Annotated in this window: 14 protein-coding genes and 4 pseudogenes; 17 read left to right on the top strand and 1 reads right to left on the bottom strand. The window is 40.8% G+C overall.

The window, feature by feature from the left end; all coding sequences use genetic code 11:
• Window positions 1–22: 22 nt before the first annotated feature.
• From GN277_RS21605 to GN277_RS21555, 11 genes and pseudogenes are all read left to right on the top strand, one after another.
• Entirely contained in the window at window positions 23–1,333 is a 1,311-nt protein-coding gene (locus tag GN277_RS21605; protein WP_159753557.1) for a sensor histidine kinase, read from the top strand.
• 93 nt (window positions 1,334–1,426) lie between these two features.
• Entirely contained in the window at window positions 1,427–2,521 is a 1,095-nt protein-coding gene (locus GN277_RS21600) for a prephenate dehydrogenase (RefSeq protein WP_159753555.1), read from the top strand.
• Window positions 2,511–3,811: pseudogene (gene aroA, locus GN277_RS21595) on the top strand (3-phosphoshikimate 1-carboxyvinyltransferase). The gene GN277_RS21600 and the pseudogene aroA overlap by 11 nt, the downstream one beginning before the upstream one ends.
• Window positions 3,812–3,896: 85 nt before the next feature.
• On the top strand, window positions 3,897–4,979 hold the full coding sequence (locus tag GN277_RS21590) for a hypothetical protein (protein WP_159753553.1): 1,083 nt from the start codon (window positions 3,897–3,899) through the stop codon (window positions 4,977–4,979).
• Window positions 4,980–5,067: 88 nt separating this feature from the next.
• Entirely contained in the window at window positions 5,068–5,850 is a 783-nt protein-coding gene (locus GN277_RS21585; RefSeq protein WP_159753551.1) for a TPM domain-containing protein, read from the top strand.
• A 102-nt stretch (window positions 5,851–5,952) separates the two neighbouring features.
• On the top strand, window positions 5,953–7,314 hold the full coding sequence (locus GN277_RS21580) for an SPFH domain-containing protein (protein ID WP_159753549.1): 1,362 nt from the start codon (window positions 5,953–5,955) through the stop codon (window positions 7,312–7,314).
• A gap of 293 nt (window positions 7,315–7,607) precedes the next feature.
• Window positions 7,608–8,639 (top strand): hypothetical protein, encoded by a 1,032-nt coding sequence (locus tag GN277_RS21575; protein ID WP_159753547.1) that lies wholly within the window; start codon window positions 7,608–7,610, stop codon window positions 8,637–8,639.
• Window positions 8,639–8,800, top strand: coding sequence for a hypothetical protein (locus GN277_RS21570; protein WP_159753544.1), 162 nt, complete (start codon window positions 8,639–8,641; stop codon window positions 8,798–8,800). Before GN277_RS21575 ends, GN277_RS21570 begins: the two co-directional genes overlap by 1 nt.
• A 43-nt stretch (window positions 8,801–8,843) precedes the next feature.
• On the top strand, window positions 8,844–10,394 hold the full coding sequence (locus tag GN277_RS21565; protein WP_159753541.1) for a hypothetical protein: 1,551 nt from the start codon (window positions 8,844–8,846) through the stop codon (window positions 10,392–10,394).
• Window positions 10,395–10,422: 28 nt separating this feature from the next.
• The gene (locus GN277_RS21560) at window positions 10,423–10,773 is read left to right on the top strand and encodes a hypothetical protein (protein WP_159753538.1); all 351 of its coding nucleotides are present in this window, start codon (window positions 10,423–10,425) and stop codon (window positions 10,771–10,773) included.
• Window positions 10,774–10,886: 113 nt separating this feature from the next.
• The gene (locus GN277_RS21555) at window positions 10,887–11,042 is read left to right on the top strand and encodes a hypothetical protein (RefSeq protein WP_159753535.1); all 156 of its coding nucleotides are present in this window, start codon (window positions 10,887–10,889) and stop codon (window positions 11,040–11,042) included.
• A 56-nt stretch (window positions 11,043–11,098) separates the two neighbouring features.
• On the opposite strand, the pseudogene GN277_RS32590 reads toward GN277_RS21555, so the two are convergent.
• Window positions 11,099–12,468 (bottom strand): annotated as a pseudogene (locus tag GN277_RS32590) (IS4 family transposase).
• Window positions 12,469–12,615: 147 nt separating this feature from the next.
• Here GN277_RS32590 and GN277_RS21545 point away from each other — a divergent pair.
• From GN277_RS21545 to GN277_RS21520, 6 genes and pseudogenes are all read left to right on the top strand, one after another.
• Window positions 12,616–13,341: pseudogene (locus tag GN277_RS21545) on the top strand (DegT/DnrJ/EryC1/StrS family aminotransferase); the annotation flags it as partial.
• A gap of 45 nt (window positions 13,342–13,386) precedes the next feature.
• Window positions 13,387–14,099, top strand: a pseudogene (locus tag GN277_RS21540) (WbqC family protein).
• An 18-nt stretch (window positions 14,100–14,117) separates the two neighbouring features.
• A complete protein-coding gene (locus GN277_RS21535) occupies window positions 14,118–15,068 on the top strand; it encodes a hypothetical protein (RefSeq protein ID WP_159753532.1) in 951 nt (316 codons plus the stop codon).
• A gap of 259 nt (window positions 15,069–15,327) precedes the next feature.
• On the top strand, window positions 15,328–15,738 hold the full coding sequence (locus tag GN277_RS21530) for a hypothetical protein (protein ID WP_204162772.1): 411 nt from the start codon (window positions 15,328–15,330) through the stop codon (window positions 15,736–15,738).
• A gap of 5 nt (window positions 15,739–15,743) precedes the next feature.
• Entirely contained in the window at window positions 15,744–15,992 is a 249-nt protein-coding gene (locus GN277_RS21525) for a hypothetical protein (protein ID WP_159753526.1), read from the top strand.
• 305 nt (window positions 15,993–16,297) lie between these two features.
• A complete protein-coding gene (locus GN277_RS21520; RefSeq protein ID WP_159753524.1) occupies window positions 16,298–16,618 on the top strand; it encodes a hypothetical protein in 321 nt (106 codons plus the stop codon).
• The last annotated feature ends 3 nt before the right edge of the window (window positions 16,619–16,621 follow it).

Below are 16,621 nucleotides of genomic sequence, written 5' to 3'. Positions count from 1 at the left end.
TGGAGCGAGGAGGGACAAAAAGATGTTAGGCGGTTCTTTTTGGATTGCATTTTTGCGGAATGGAATGAGTATTACGTTGATGCTGTCTTTTTTTCTGATGTTGGATCGTCCAAGATTCTCCATGAAAAAGACGATTTACTGCTATATTACTTTTGGGGTGCTGATGCTGGTGGGCTACAATCTTTGGTATCTTTTGGATCATCCAAGTTTTGTCAAAATGGCGGCGTTTTCCATTCTTCCTATCGTCGGGGTTTTCTGCAGTCTCATGAGCTGTGAGGTCATCTATCTGTCTCTGTATAAAATAGCAGCATCCTTCTATCTGTTTTCGGTGGGTACATTCCTGGGAGTAGACGTATCCCGCTGGTGGTTTGGCGGGAATCTGTGGGTGGATATTCTGGTACGTTTCCTGTGCGATTTAGTCATGCTGGTTTTTACATGGAAGAAGCTTAGGAAACTATTTTTGGAAAGTGTGGATTTTCTGGTTGATGAGATGGATTTGTTCAGTACCTTTGCTCTGTTTATTTCTATATTTCTAGGAGCAATCATGGCATATTGGCCGAATCTCCAGGGATTTTCCATTTTTAATATGGTACGTGCGTTCTTTGTGCTGTTTATAGCGGGAGTCCTGCAGTACACGATTCTCCACCTGTACATTCATCTGGGCAGGGAGCATCATTATCAGACAGAGAAGGAATTGCTGGAATTGAATGAACAGCTTCTGCGAAGCCAGATTGACATTGTAGGCGAGTCAGAGAAGGAGGCGGCACGAATCCGTCATGATGCGCGGCATCACATTCTACTGATCAGGGATTATGTGGAAAAGGGAAATATGGATAACCTGCTGGCTTATCTGGAGGAATACGGGGAGGATGTGGAAAACAGGAGAGCAAAGCTAATCTGTGGGCATCCGGCTGTGAACGGTATCCTGTCTGTCTATGCAAGGCAGGCAAGAGCAAAGGGAATTGTTGTAAATATTGATGCAGAAGTGCCTAAAGACACGGTCATACGTGATATTGACTGGGTTGCGATACTGGCAAATGTATTTGATAATGCCATTCACGGATGTAATAATTCCGGCAAAATGGAACAGGAGATAGATATATATATTACGAAAAGGGGAAAGAAGATTATTATTCAGTGTACCAATACCTGTACCGATGATGTTATATTTCAAAAGGGGATTCCCAAATCGGCAAAAGGGGAAGGGCTTGGTACCACGAGTATTATTAAGTCGGCGTTGCGTTATAACGGAGAGGTGGATTTTGCCATAGAGGATGGCAGGTTTGTGACGCGGATTCTGCTGAATCTTTCTGTAAAAAAGGGTAATGTCTAATTTGTTGCTTTAGCGGTTTAAATTGTTGAAATATTGACAAAAGGAGTAAATTTGAGGTAAAATGAATTAGACGTTATTCAAAGGAGAAGAATTATGAGGCAGAAGATAGGATTTATTGGTCTGGGATTGATTGGAGGGTCGATTGCAAGGGCAATCCGGCAGTATTTTCCGGATTATGAGATCGTGGCTTTTGATAAGAATAAGGAAACGTTGGCGCTGGCGACACAGGAGTCTGTAATTGATGTAGCTGCAACTACTATTGATGATAATTTTCATCATTGCAGCTACATATTTCTGTGTGCGCCAGTTTCTTTTAATACGGCTTTTTTGAAGCAGGCAGCAAAATATCTCCATGAGGATTGTATCTTGACGGATGTGGGGAGTGTAAAGACGAACATTCACAGAGAGGTGGAGGCTCTGGGAATTGAGCCGTATTTTATCGGAGGGCATCCCATGGCGGGCTCTGAAAAGAGCGGTTATGTGAATTCAAAGGCAATGCTGATTGAGAATGCATATTATGTTCTGACTCCGGGAAAGGGTGTATCACAGAAGAAGATTGACCGCTATATGGAATTCGTGCAGGCTCTGCGTGCAATACCGGTTCTTCTTGATTACCGGCAGCATGACTATGTGACCGGAACCATCAGTCATCTTCCCCATATCATTGCAGCAAGCCTGGTGAATTTTGTGCGGGATACGGATACGAAGGAGGAGTTGATGAAGAATCTTGCCGCCGGAGGATTTAAGGATATTACTCGTATCGCGTCTTCATCACCTACGATGTGGCAGCATATTTGTCTGAAGAATAAAGAATATATTTCCCGTATTCTTGGAGAATATGTTATGGAATTGGAGAAGGTGAAAGACTTGATTGACAGGGAGGATGAACAGGGAATCTATCATCTGTTTGACAACTCAAGAAACTATCGGAATTCCATTCCGGCCTCCCTTGCGGGACCTATTAAAAAGGCATATGAGGTTTACTGCGACATTATTGATGAGGCGGGAGGAATTGCGGCGATTGCCACGATTCTTGCATCCAACAATCTGAATCTTAAGAATATCGGGATTGTTCACAACAGAGAATTTGAAGAAGGGGTTCTGCGCATTGAATTCTATGATGAGGCGTCTTCAAAGAGGGCGGCGGAATTACTGCAGAAATTCAGGTATATAGTCTATGAGCGTTAAAACCATTTATCCGAGAGCCGGACTTAAGGGAGAGGTCAGGGTTCCAGGGGATAAGTCCATCTCCCACCGCTCTGTCATGTTCGGCTCTATTGCATTAGGAACTACGGAGATTACGAATTTTTTGCAGGGTGCGGACTGCCTGTCTACGATTCATTGTTTTCAGAAAATGGGCATTGAGATTGAGAAGAAAAAGGAGGGGCTTGTGGTACACGGACGAGGGCTTTACGGGCTGTCTGCCCCGAAGGAGACCCTTAATGTAGGTAACAGCGGGACGACTACAAGGCTTTTGTCTGGTATTCTTGCAGGGCAGGGTTTTGCATCAGTTCTGTCTGGGGATGAGTCTTTGAATTCCCGTCCTATGGGGAGGATTATGACGCCTTTAAGTCGTATGGGTGCCCATATAGAGAGCGTAGGGAGTAATGGATGTGCGCCTCTTAAGATAGAGCCTGGCGCGCTTCACGGTATCAGTTATCAATCTCCGGTTGCCTCGGCACAGGTGAAGTCTGCAATCCTTCTTGCAGGGCTTTACGCTGACGGCGACACGTCTGTGACTGAACCGGCTCTTTCCCGTAATCATACGGAGCTGATGCTTGGAGGGTTCGGGGCAGAAATTGTTTCCGTTTTACATGAAGATGGCAGCGCAACGGCAGGGGTACGTCCCTGTAAGCAGCTCTATGGACAGAGGATTTTAGTACCTGGTGATATCTCATCAGCGGCATATTTTATAGCAGCCGGTCTTTTGTCCCCAGGCTCCGAGCTCCTAATCTGTAATGTAGGAATTAATCCAACCAGGGCGGGAATACTCAAGGTCTGCGAAGCCATGGGGGGGAGACATTACTTATGTGAATTGCAGGGATATGGGGGGGCGAGCCTACTGCTGATATCCTTGTCAGGTTCAGTGAACTTCGTGGAACAACCGTAGAAGGAAGGATGATTCCCACCCTGATTGATGAAATTCCGATCATTGCGGTTATGGCGGCCTGTGCAAAGGGAACAACAGTGATTAAGGACGCGGCTGAATTGAAGGTGAAGGAAACCAACAGGATTGATACGGTTACGGAGAATCTAAAGGCCATGGGGTGTGATGCTACGCCCACAGAGGATGGAATGATTATTGAGGGTGGAAAAAAACTTGTGGGAGCGCGTATCAGGAGTTATCTGGACCACAGAATCGCAATGGCATTTGCCGTCGCAGGGCTATTAGCCGAGGGTGAGACGGTGATTGAAGACAGCCAGTGCGTTGATGTATCATATCCGGAGTTTTTTGATACCCTTAGCAGCTTAACGTAAGTTTGAAACCTTAATAGAGCGGGGCATTTAAAGTGTAAGGTGTGCCCTTTGGGTATGAATTAGGGTGATTAAAAAGGAGAATAGAATGGATTTTGTACAATATAAATGCCCCTGCTGTGGGGCGCCACTTGAATTTTCTCCCAAGACGCAGAAGCTTTCTTGTCATAGCTGCGATAATCAGTATGATTTAGAGGTAATGGAGGAGTATGAACAGGAGGAACGTCTGGAGGGAGAGCAGGACTTAGAGTGGGAGTACCGAAAAGAGGCGCAAGGGGCAAAACGGACGGAGGAGGGCTTATATATCTGCCCGTCCTGCGGGGCAGAGATTGAGGCAGATGAGAACACTGTGAGTACAGTCTGCCCCTATTGTGACAATGTGGTGGTAATCAAAGCGGCTTCGACAGGAGAGTTTGAGCCGGACGTTATGATTCCGTTTATGGTAAAGGGGGACGAGGCGCGTAAGAAGCTGCTTGAATTCTGCAAGGGAAAGCGTCTGCTTCCGAAGAACTTCCGAGACCGTAGTTATTTAAAAAATATCAGAGGATGCTATGTTCCTTACTGGCTGTTTGACTGTAAGGCAAGCGCAGATATGAGTTTTAATGCAACACGTGTCAGGATGTGGAGTGACAGCGAGTATGACTATGTGGACACCTCCTACTATCTGGTTTCAAGGGCAGGGACCATGGAGTTTATCCATGTGCCTGTGGATGGCAGCGTGGAGATGGACGACAGCACGACAGAGTCTATTGAGCCTTTTGATTACAATGGACTGACGAGCTTTGAGCCTGCTTATCTTGCAGGCTATGAGACGGATAAATATGATGTGGATGAAAAGGCGGCAGAGGCCAGGGCAAAGCAGCGTTTATATAATACTGCGGAACAGGTCTTACGCGGTACGGTACAGGGCTATGAGTCTGTGATTGTGAAAAAGCGTCATCTTGCATCCCAGAACGGCAAAGTGCTGTATGCTCTTTTACCTGTCTGGCTGTTTGAGACAGTTTACGGGGGAAAGAAGTATCAGTTTGCCATCAACGGGCAGACCGGAAAGATGGTAGGAGAGCTTCCGGTAGATAAAGGCGCGTTCTGGAAATACCTCTGTGGGTTCACAGCGATTGGAACTTTAGTTTGTTCCATTCTGGGGCTTCTGTTGTTTGGAGGTGTGTTATGATGAGCAATAGGGCAGTTTGGGACAGCACAGGGGCAAAAATTTTTTTCCGTAGTAAAAAGGTTCTTGTTTGTAGCAGCGCTGTGTATCATTGGATTTGCAGTTTGGGCGCAGGCTGGAATGCTATATGTATCTGCTGGGGGGAAATACCCCAAGCTTCCAGGGATGGGTGCAGGATGATGCGGGACTTCTCTCGTCTGAGGAGGAAGATGCTCTTGAGGAGGAATGTGCCAGAGTCTCCAGGCAGTACAATACAGGAGTTTATATCATTACTACGCCGGATTTTGGCGGCGGGGATATTAAGGACTGGCAGAGCCGGATTTTTACAGAGTATGGACTTGGGACAGAGTCTTCGGGAAGCGGCGTGATGCTCGCCATCAGTATGGCAAAGAGGGATTGGGGACTGGTAGGCTTCGGCGCCGCCCAGGAGGCGTTTACTACATACGGAAGAGAACGTTTGGGAGAGAAGATTTTGGATGACCTGTCTGACGGAGAGTTTTACGATGCATTTGAAAGATATGTATCTATGGCGGAGGATTACTTAACAGCGGCAGAGAAAGGGAAGCCTTATACAGAGGAGCATCCATATGGAGAGGGCTGGCGGATACCGACGATTATTGGGCTGTCGTTTCTGCTTTCATTCTGTGTATCCTTAGGGGTGGTGCTTTCGTGGAAAAAGAGTATGAATACCAGAGTGTTAAGGAATGGCGCCATGGAATATATGAGAGCAGGAAGTTTTCAGTTGTATAATCAGACAGACCGATTTTTGTATCATACGGTGACGCGCACGAAGCGCCAGACTGAGAATCATTCAAGCGACAGCGGCAGCAGCGGGATGCATTCCAGCAGTTCTGGAACCAGCGGAAAGTTTTGATGGATCTGTATGGATATAAAGAGACACCCAAAGGGCATATCGTAATACATGTCCTTTTGGGCGGATTTCGTCCAAATAAAGAGGTTTAGGAGGATCAAAATTATGGGATTAATTAAGGCAGCATGGTCAGCAGCAAGCGGGGCACTGGCGGATCAGTGGAAGGAATATTTTTACTGTGATGCGCTGGATGCAGATGTACTGGTGGCTAAGGGAGTAAAGCAGGTATCAGGGCGTTCGTCAAACAGAAAAGGGGACGACAATATTATTACAGACGGCTCCCACATTGCCGTGGCGAACGGGCAGTGTATGATTATTGTGGAGGATGGAAAGGTAATCGACGCCTGTGCGGAGCCAGGGGCGTATACCTATGACACAAGCACTAGCCCTTCTGTGTTCGGAGGTTCTTTTGTGGAGGGCTTAAAGGGAATTGCGAAAGAAGCCTGGAGGCGGTTTCAGTTTGGAGGCGGCACAGGAAGGAATCAGAGAATCTATTACGTGAATATTAAGGAGATTCCTGGAAATAAATACGGTACGCCGAATCCAGTGCCCTTCCGTGTAGTGGACCAAAATATTGGGCTGGATGTGGACATTTCCATACGGTGTAATGGGGAGTATTCCTACCGGATTGTGAATCCGATGGTATTTTATGCCAATGTGTGTGGAAATGTGGGATATGTGTATACCAGAGAACAGATTGATTCTATGCTGAAATCAGAGCTTCTTACAGCATTGCAGCCTGCGTTTGCAAGGATTTCACAGATTGGAATCCGATACAGCGCCCTTCCGGGCCATACCATGGAGTTGTCGGACGCCCTCAATGATGTTTTGTCAAAAAAATGGACTGAGCTTCGGGGAATTATGGTATATTCTCTGGGTGTCAATAGTGTGACGGCGTCTAAAGAAGATGAGGAGATGATCAAGCAGCTTCAGAAATCGGCGGTCATGCGTGATCCCAATATGGCGGCGGCAACACTGGTGGGCGCCCAGGCGGATGCCATGCGCGCGGCGGCAGGGAATAAGAACGGAGCTATGTCTGGCTTCATGGGAATGGGCATGGCATCGCAAGCCGGAGGGGTGAATCTTAAGGATTTGTATACTATGGGACAGAGGCCGGAGGGACAAAGCCAGGCCGGCGGAGCATATGGGGCATCGCAGGCCGGAGGCGGCTCCTCCCATGGGTCGGCCGGAGGGTGGACCTGCTCATGTGGGGCTTCGGGCAATACAGGGAAATTCTGTGTGGAATGCGGCGCGCCGAAACCGAATCAGGCAGCAGGATGGACTTGCTCCTGCGGTACTGTGAATAAGGGGAAATTCTGCTCAGAGTGCGGAAAGCCAAAGCCGGCGGGGATTCCTCAATACCGCTGCGATAAATGCGGCTGGGAGCCTGAAGATCCGACAAAACCGCCGAAGTTCTGTCCGGAGTGCGGAGACCCCTTTGATGATGGGGATATTAGAGGGGTTTAGGATAGTATCCCCTACCTTCCGAAACAAAGAAAGCTTTTGTATTTTGTGCAGGGCGGCAGAAAAAATTTAAGGAGCCGCCCCCTTGTTACCTTATAAACGATTCAGTAACAAGGGCGGGAATTACTATAAATTTGCGAGATTTTTTACATATGATTGACAAATGCAATGTTTAAAAGTATAATAGTGCAAATAGAAAAGGCTTTAGTGTATATATCTTATTATGTATAATATGGGCACAGATAAAGTATGATACGATAAAATGTACCTGGCAGTATTAAAAAGGATGAAAAAGAGTGAATAAAGCAAGAGAACAGAATCTTCTTTTTATGGATGGGCATATAGACGGAGCGTATATGTATTTTTCAGCTCGAAATTTTAATGGACTGTTTCGGATCGCAATAGGGACAGATACGGCAGAATTCCTTGGACATTTTAAAGAAGAAGAAATTTTAAAAAAGAACTTACACAGACAGGTTGTCTGTATCAATAATCAACTATATTTTATCCCATATACTGGAAAAGGAATAAGTATCTATGATAAAGCCGCCAATACCTTTTCTTTTGCTGGTATGGAGGGACAAGAGGTATTTTTTATTTCAAGGGCATATGCGATTAATAGTGACATACTTATGATTCCTTCTGATATAAGCGTTCCATTTGTTATGTTTCACACAGACAATCGCTCATTTGAAATAATGGAAAAACTTAAGAGGCAGTTCGACGATGTATACCGGCAAAATCAGGAAAAGGATATTAGAGGACTATATTCTTCCTGTATTGCTGAAAATATGTTGTTTATATGTGGGGATTACGGAGTTATCTTCTGTATTACATTGGATGAGTGGAAGGTTCAAGTCTATCATCTGCCTAAAAAATACAAAATCAGAAATATGTATTTTGACAGACAAGAAATATACTTTACTTTATCGGATAGATGTTGGGTTATACGGTGGGATTACAACACAAATAAGTGTTATGAATATAAAATCACAGACACAAATACAACTTGTTTCCATTCATATATGACGATATTTCGATGGAGGACACATTTGATTCTATTACCTGACAGAATGGAAGAAATACTAGAACTGGATGAAGAAAAAGATGAATGGCGTATAGGAAAAGAGTATATTCCGACAGGCTTCTTTCGGAGGAAGACAAGCGGAAGCCTTTTTATCGGATATCAATTTGTAGAAGGCAAACTGCTCCTGTTGCCATGGTCAGGGAACGGAATGATAATCCTCTCGGAAGACAGAGCAAAGATCTGTGAGGTAATTTGTTCCGTTGAAGTGTTTGAAAAAGTTATAGAGATGCAAAAAGTTTAATGAAAACAAAAATAATCCAAAAAAATGTGATATATGAAGATGATGAGACGGCAAGTAATTTAGAGCAGATGGTTGAAGCGTTTATGGATATTGGGAATAAAAACGTGAATATGAAGAGTATAGAAATTGGAGAAAAAATATGGAAGTTATGCAACTCATGACAGCTATTTAAGGGATACATTGAAAAATGAGAGGAGTTCTTAAATGTTTTATCTGAAGATAGAAGGCAAGGTGAAGATAACGAAAAAAGCAGAAGGGAGGGTAAGAATAAGCGTAGATGTTGTACAGCAATCAGAAGAAGTGCAGACCAGAACACTGTGGTATGAGGTAGAGCAAGCATATCAAGACTATTTATACAGCGACAGGGTAGACGCATTTTTGGTTGCATTATTGCCATATTGTATGATAAACGGATACGATATTTATGTTTCAGATAAAACCAGTGTGTCGGCAGACTTATTGTATCAGTTGACGGAGATTCTGATTCCGTCTTTGAAGGATGCGGCTCCGTTTCGCCCAATCAGAATTGAAGCGAATCCCATATATAAAGGTCTGAGTAAAGGAACAGGGATAGGAACAGGGGCATCCAGGGGAGTAGATTCATTTTATACGATATTGAAGCATATGGAAGGACTGTTTCCATTGACCCATTTGACCCTTTTTAATGTTCAGGGGTTTGGAGAGTATGGAGGCGACGCTGCGAGAAAAAATTTTCAAAGAGATGTGAAAGAAGCATGGAGGGTGTGCAGAGAGTTAAACAGAGAATGGGGAGCCTGTTTAACTCTGGTAACGGTTGACTCGAATATTCAGGAGGAGTTTCCGGTTGGAACTGGTTTTGCAGGAACATTTCGGGATGCAGGAGCCATCTTATTGTTAAAGCAGTTGTTTAAGATATACTATTTTGCGGCTGATACGAGATTGGAAACATTTGGGGTACAGGCTTGCGGCAGGTTTTCTTCCCCATGGCTGTATTATTGTCTAAGCACTGAGAATTACAGAATACAATTATTTGGAACAGACATGGATCGTCTGGATAAGGTGGAGTATATTTCAAGATTTCCGGTAACTTATGATAATCTGCGGGTCTGTCGGGGGCCCTTTCTTTTTGGAAGAAAGGGGATGGAATATCAGTATAAGAAAAATTGTACCTTTAACTGTGATAAATGCAGGCATACGGTAATGGAGCTGATTGCAGTAGGAAAGTTAGAAAAATATGAGAAATCCTTCGATTTAGATCTGGTACAAAAGAAGTTCCCTGAATTAATTGCAGAAGTTATTTCAAAAAAAGACGAGCTGTTTTTTAAAGAGATTTATCAATGCTTGTGTGAAAAAGGTCTTTTAGAGGGGATAGTGGAAAAGAAAAAGGAAATTATGAAAGGCAATGAGGGAGTTAAGAATTATGATGTAAAGGTTATAGAATTATTGGATTATTTTTTACAGAAAATGCAGGCAGGAGTTTGTCTGACAGAACAGCTTATATGCAGTAATTATCATACGGCCGCCATATATGGTATGGGACGTTTGGGGAGGCGTTTATACGACGAGATTAAGAGTCTGGTAGTTTATGAGATAGACAGAAACAAAGAAATGGTATATGGGAATGTACCGATTAAAAACTTAGATGAGGAGCTGGAGCCGGTTGATTTGGTTGTCACTACCACAGTACGCGATATAGAAGAAATCCGAGCTGCTCTTGCGAAAAAAGTAACATGCAGAATTATGACATTAAAAGAATTGTTAGAGCTAAGTGAGTAAAGTGTCAGAATGAGGAAATAAAAGGATTATGGCAGGACTTACAAGTCAGATAAAAAAATGTATTGAAGGAAAGTTAGAGCAGGGATTTGATAAATTTATTATTTTCCCATTCGGTGATATTGGGATGCAGGTTAAGAGGATACTAAATGTTTCATATGGTATACAAGAAGCGTACGTTTTAGATAATCATTTGTGTAAGTATAACTTAAAAATAAGGGAATTATCTTATCTGGAAAAGATTGATTGCAGGGACTATTGTTTGATATTGTCCAGTATAGATCAGAATATTTATGACAGTTTGAAAGCGGATGTTGTAAAGTATTTAAAAAATGAGAATATTGCAGAGATTTCAGGCGTGTCAAGTTCAGCAGGGGGGTAACTGCAATCGGAAAATACAGCTATGGACCGTTATGCAGAAACCATCCGTATATCGAATCAATAGGTGCATTTTGCAGCTTTGCAGTAGGGACAGAAGTGGTTCAAAATCATGAAATGAATTATCTGACTACCCATCCAATGATTTATGCAGGAGTGAATCTGGAGAATTTTAAAGAGTATACGGAATATAAGGGATATGAATGGTATTTTGGGGGAGTAACGCCCCAGAAGGATAAGATAAAGAACTCAAACTTCGCACATAGATTTTAGCTATGCACCTTGAAAATTCAATATCTGGCAGTATTTAGTTGTCAATGTTCAGTCAATTATGCCACTTGCAGCTTCGATTTTAAAAGTGCAGGTATTGCATCCATAAATGCTTTTACCAGCTCGTCGATTTTTTCATCAGATATATCTATCTGATCCACAAGCAGAGTTCTGAACATTTGAAGCAGTATTTGAAAAGCCTGTATCCATGTGATATCAGACATCTCATCAGAAAAGTATAAAAACAGTTCCCCCATAGAACGGGTATCATTAGATTCCCGGTTCTCCAGGGAAAGCATCATATATCTTGTAAAAACGATTGCTGTATGGGCAGTCATTGCATCATAAGATAGGGATCTGCATTTTTACTTAGATTAAGATAGCTCTTGCAGACTTTAAAGAATACTTCAATATCCCAACGTTTTCCATAAATGCGGATAATCTCTTCTTCACTCAGACTCACGTCTGTGGAAATGAGACAAAGATATTCCTTTCTCTTGTTTTTGTTACGGATATAGACCACTTTGGCAGGGATGGTTTTTCCTTCCTTTACAACATCTACCATGACGGAAAGCAGATACCGGGAACGTCCACGCCGTTTCCTGTTTTTCTTGTAAATAGTTGTCAGCGGCATATCTTCGCTGTTATACCGGAAGAACATTTTAGGTGTTTTCTTTACCATTGCAATTACATCATATCCGATTTCTTTGACAGCATGAAGAGCTTGGAGAAGAGAACCAGCTGTCAAACAGAACGTATTTAGCCGGAATACCAGCCTTTTTAGCAGATTTTAAAAGTTCCAGCATGGCGATCGTTCCTTTCTTGACAGCAAGCATACGGCGCTTATATCCAACCGTTCTTTTATCCGTTTCCTTTGCTTCATTGATTCTGTTCTTTTTATTTTCGGTGGAGAGAAGGACACTGTTGACCGGGAGAAAAGTGCTTCCGTCTGACCAGCCTAATGTAAGCATGCGAAAACCAAATTTATAACAATGTTTTGCATGGTCATATACCTTTGCAAGAAGTTCCACTTTTTGGAACGGTTACGTTCAAACATGGAATCGTCAATGATCAGTACGTTGACACGGTCTGCGGAATCAAGTGGAGCAATGGCATCCCTAATGATTCGGCTGGATAAAACCGTTGTGAACCGAATCCAGTTAATCTGGAGCATTTTCATAAAACGATAAACCGTATCTTTTGCAAAATCCGGTGAGTCTTTTCCAATCAGCAGGTTCATATACATACTTCTGTTTGAAAATATCAAAAGAAACAGATACTGAAAAATCAGTGCTGCAGAAATTCCCTTCTTTTTGTAGGCATTAGCAGTTTTCAATGCAGAAGAAAGATGAAACCGTGTAAAAAATCTTCTGATAGATTTCGAAATCTGGTTATCATTTTGATTGTCTTGTGTTATACTTTTATTCATAGCATGAGCCTCCGGATATATGATTGTTTCTGAACAACTCAATTATATCAAAACCAGACGGTTTCATGCTATTTTTATGTCAGTTATTATTGAATTTTCAAGGTGCATAGGTACTTATTCAAGTGCGAAGTTTGAGTTACTGAGAAAACGGTCGCGATTATTCCGGTGCATGTATATGGGCATGTGTGTAACGTAGAAGAAATACAGAAAATAGCTGAAAAGTACAACATAAAAGTAATATATGATGCAGCACATGCTTTTGGGATCGAGCATGAGGGCAACGGAATAGGCGTATATGGGGATGCTTCTGTATTCAGCTTTCATGCGACAAAGGTGTTTAATACGGTCGAAGGAGGAGCAGTTACTTTTAACGACCATAAAATATATGAAAAACTTTATAATCTTAAAAATTTTGGTATACGTGGAGAAGAACTGGTTACCCAGGTTGGCGCAAACGCAAAAATGAATGAATTTTGTGCAATTATGGGTTTGTGCAATTTAAAACATATCAGTAGCGCTATGGAAGCGAGAAAGCATATTGTTGAACATTATATCAGAAGATTAAGAGAAATTGAAGGGATTATCACTTTTGAAGGAAACGAAAAATCCACAAAAAATTATGCATACTTCCCCATATTAATTACTAATACATATAAAAGCAGCAGAAATGAAATATATGAAAAATTAAAAGAAAATGGTGTGCATGCAAGAAAATATTTCTATCCTGTAACATCAGACCAGGCGTGCTTTAAGAATAAATACAGATACATTGATATCCCTTGCGCAAGGTCGTTAGCAGAACAAGTGCTTACTTTGCCGTTATACGAGGGGTTATCGGATGAAGAAGTAGATATGATTGCGGATCTCTTTTAAAGGGAGGCTTTGTATGGCAAAGGGACAAAAAAGGAGGTATCGTGAATGAAGATTGGAATAATGCAACCGTATTTTTTTCCATACATTGGTTATTTCTCTTTGATAGAATATGTAGATAAGTTCATATTTTTCGATACGCCACAGTATATCAGCCACGGATGGGTGAATAGAAATCGAGTATTAAATCAGAATGGAAATCCGGATTATATAATTGTTCCAATAAAAAAGCATCACAGGAAACTCCAATTAAGGATATAGAAATTGCTGATAATAAAAAATGGAGAGAAACAATAGTTGGAAAATTAACTATTTATAAGCGAAAAGCACCAAACTATGATATAGTAATGAATTTTGTAAAAGATGTTCTATATGAATCAGAATATAGTAATTTGTCAGAACTAAATTGTAGGTCAATTGTCAGAACATGTGAGTTCATAGGGGTTAAGGGAGATTTTAGTGTTTTTTCAAAAATGAATTTACAAATTGGGAAGATATGTGCACCGGACGAGTGGGCATTATATATAACTAAAGCATTACAAGGGAATGTTTATGTTAATCCACCGGGAGGGCAAAGCTTTTTTGACAAAGAAAAGTATAAGAGTAACAATATTAAGCTACAATTTTTAGAATCGGAGCTAAAGCCATATATACAAAGAATCGGACATTTTGAACAGGGGTTATCAATTTTAGATATTATGATGTTCTGTAAAGGTAATGAAATAAAGGATATATTAGAAGACTACAAAATTATAGAATAGGAAAAGGCGAGTTCAATAATGGAATATGGCGGATATATAGAATTTGAAAAATTTGAAGGGGACATTCTTCATTCGGATGGAATAGCTTTGAATTGTGGGAGAAGTTGTCTTGGTTATATGCTTGAAGCGAAAACAATTAAGAAGGTATTTCTTCCATATTTTCTGTGCGAAACAGTTAAACATATGATAGAGAAATATGGTGTGGAAATAGGATTTTATCATATTGACAAAGCTTTTAAGCCCATAATTGAACTCGATGTACAGGAAGATGAGTTTCTGTATTTAGTTAATTTTTACGGACAGCTTACTGAAGAATATATTAGGCAGAGTGTAAAAAGAAACAGAAATATAATATTGGATAATGCACAGGATTATTTTGCTAGTCCAATAGTAGGAGTTCATACTATATATTCCTGCAGAAAGTTTTTTGGTGTGCCAGATGGAGCGTTCCTATATACATTCTTAAATAATGATAAGGAATATGAACGGGATATTGTCAATGATAGGATGCAATTTCTTTTGGGGCGATTTGAGGTAAATGCCTCAAAATTTTATGAGGGATATAAATACAATAATGAATATTTTGAAGGTAAGCCAGTCAAGCGGATGTCTCTCATAAGTGAGAATATCCTCAGGGCATTAGATTATGGAGCCATAAAGGCAAGACGCAATGAAAACTGGGAATATGTATCAGACAGATTATCAAAATATAATGGGCTAAAACCAGTAAAGTCTGAAGCGCCGTTCGCATATCCTCTGCTCATCTCTGATGGAATGAAAACAAAAAAAAGGCTGGCGGATAAGCTTGTATATTTGCCCACACTCTGGCCGAATGTTATCAAAGAGTGCCCAGTGGGAACGGTTGAACATGAATATGCGGCTAATATTCTTCCTATACCGGTAGATCAAAGATATTCGTTGGAGAATATGAATGCGATGTGCAAAATTATCGAGGATGAAATCAGATGAAAGTCTGAAATTGATATTCTCAATATTGATTGGCGGCATATCACAATTGAAATCTTTGATATGCATGTAGATATGAGTTTACCCCAATAAAAAAATACTAACTTAAAACAGGATTGAAAAAGGATGAAAAAAAGAAATTAAATATCCACAAATTATTGCAATTTCAAATATTAATGGGACTTTGTATTTTAAATCATATAATTCGCCTGGCACCTTTATGCTTGAAAAGGGTTCTTCTTCTCTTCGGGTGATTCAGGAAATGAATAAACCATATGTCTGGCATGAATTTATGTATTCGGATTGCGTAAAATATAAGAATATGCTGGTATTTGTTCCTTATGTTAATGGTGAATTCATATCTATTTTAGATACTCAAAGTCTGGAATTCGTGTATGTGAAGAATATTGGGGGATACAGATATAAAAAAGCTATTGCTTATGAAGAAGATATATATATGTTTGGCGAGCCTTTTGATGGTGGTAAGCGGATGGTGCTGAACATGCACTCTTTAGATGCAAAAAATGCTATATGGAAGGGTGAAAATGTTGAACCAGCCATTGCTTTTGATAATGGTTGTCGAGTCAATAATAAAATGTATTGGCCGAATTTTGGATATGGAACAATATGTATTTTTGATTTTGAAAATAAGGCTACAAAAAAGTTAAGATAAAAAATGTGGATTTGTCTATATTGACTGTAACTTTTGATGGTGAGTACTTCTGGTTATCGGGAATTGGAGACGAAGTATTGATATGGGATGAAAAGAAAAATGAAATAATTGAAGTGATCCAATTGAAGAAAGTAGACAGAAATTGCCCATGGAATATGAGATTTTCGTCCTCTAGGATACTGGGAGAGTATGTTTATTTTTCACCAGTATATTACAATAAAATGCTCAGAATCAATCGATACTCTAAAAAATAGAGGAATTATTTGAAGTTAGGAAGGATGAGGTTTGTTGGAATATATGTGAAACAGGCTATGACAGTATCTATGTTGATGTTACAAATTATAAAGAAAATAACTCTCGGAATTATATAATATCGGCCGATGGAATGATAAAAGAAAATAATACTGAGTTTTCAATTCAAAACTGTTATTTCCGAGAGAACACATTTGAAAGTCCGGATAACAGTCTTGAAATATTCATAAATTATCTGGTATCAACCAGGTGAAGAAATTAAGAAGAATGTAGTATGTTTATAGTGTGATTAAAGGGGGAAGAAACCATGCAAATGAGTGATATGGGCAATATTTCGGAACTGATAACAAGGATTGAAAGCAGACTGACTGATGAATTATCAAAGGATTTATTTCATGCCAGGCTCAGAAATATGATTTACAGAGATGTTGATGATTTGAGAAATGATATTCTTGATATTGCGGAAAAATACAACTGGGAATGGGAAGTATATCAGATGGATCGTATGTGTGAATCTGTTTTTGACATATCAGGAATAGTGATATTCGGATGCGGCATTAACGGTAAACAGATATATCGTCTTTTTAGGGGATCTAAATATAAAGATATTCCTTCCTTCTTTTTGTGACAA

This window comes from Sporofaciens musculi (assembly GCF_009830285.1).
Classification (GTDB): Bacteria; Bacillota; Clostridia; order Lachnospirales; family Lachnospiraceae; genus Sporofaciens; species Sporofaciens musculi.
This window is presented reverse-complemented; position numbering and strand designations above follow the sequence as displayed.

Bases quoted from the DNA above. Each gene is read 5' to 3' on its own strand.
- GN277_RS21605 (WP_159753557.1), top strand. From the start codon at position 23: ATGTTAGGCGGTTCTTTTTGGATTGCATTTTTGCGGAATGGAATGAGT.
- GN277_RS21600 (WP_159753555.1), top strand. From the start codon at position 1,427: ATGAGGCAGAAGATAGGATTTATTGGTCTGGGATTGATTGGAGGGTCG.
- GN277_RS21590 (WP_159753553.1), top strand. From the start codon at position 3,897: ATGGATTTTGTACAATATAAATGCCCCTGCTGTGGGGCGCCACTTGAA.
- GN277_RS21580 (WP_159753549.1), top strand. From the start codon at position 5,953: ATGGGATTAATTAAGGCAGCATGGTCAGCAGCAAGCGGGGCACTGGCG.
- GN277_RS21570 (WP_159753544.1), top strand. From the start codon at position 8,639: ATGAAAACAAAAATAATCCAAAAAAATGTGATATATGAAGATGATGAG.
- GN277_RS21565 (WP_159753541.1), top strand. From the start codon at position 8,844: ATGTTTTATCTGAAGATAGAAGGCAAGGTGAAGATAACGAAAAAAGCA.
- GN277_RS21560 (WP_159753538.1), top strand. From the start codon at position 10,423: ATGGCAGGACTTACAAGTCAGATAAAAAAATGTATTGAAGGAAAGTTA.
- GN277_RS21555 (WP_159753535.1), top strand. From the start codon at position 10,887: ATGAATTATCTGACTACCCATCCAATGATTTATGCAGGAGTGAATCTG.
- GN277_RS21535 (WP_159753532.1), top strand. From the start codon at position 14,118: ATGGAATATGGCGGATATATAGAATTTGAAAAATTTGAAGGGGACATT.
- GN277_RS21530 (WP_204162772.1), top strand. From the start codon at position 15,328: ATGAATAAACCATATGTCTGGCATGAATTTATGTATTCGGATTGCGTA.
- GN277_RS21520 (WP_159753524.1), top strand. From the start codon at position 16,298: ATGCAAATGAGTGATATGGGCAATATTTCGGAACTGATAACAAGGATT.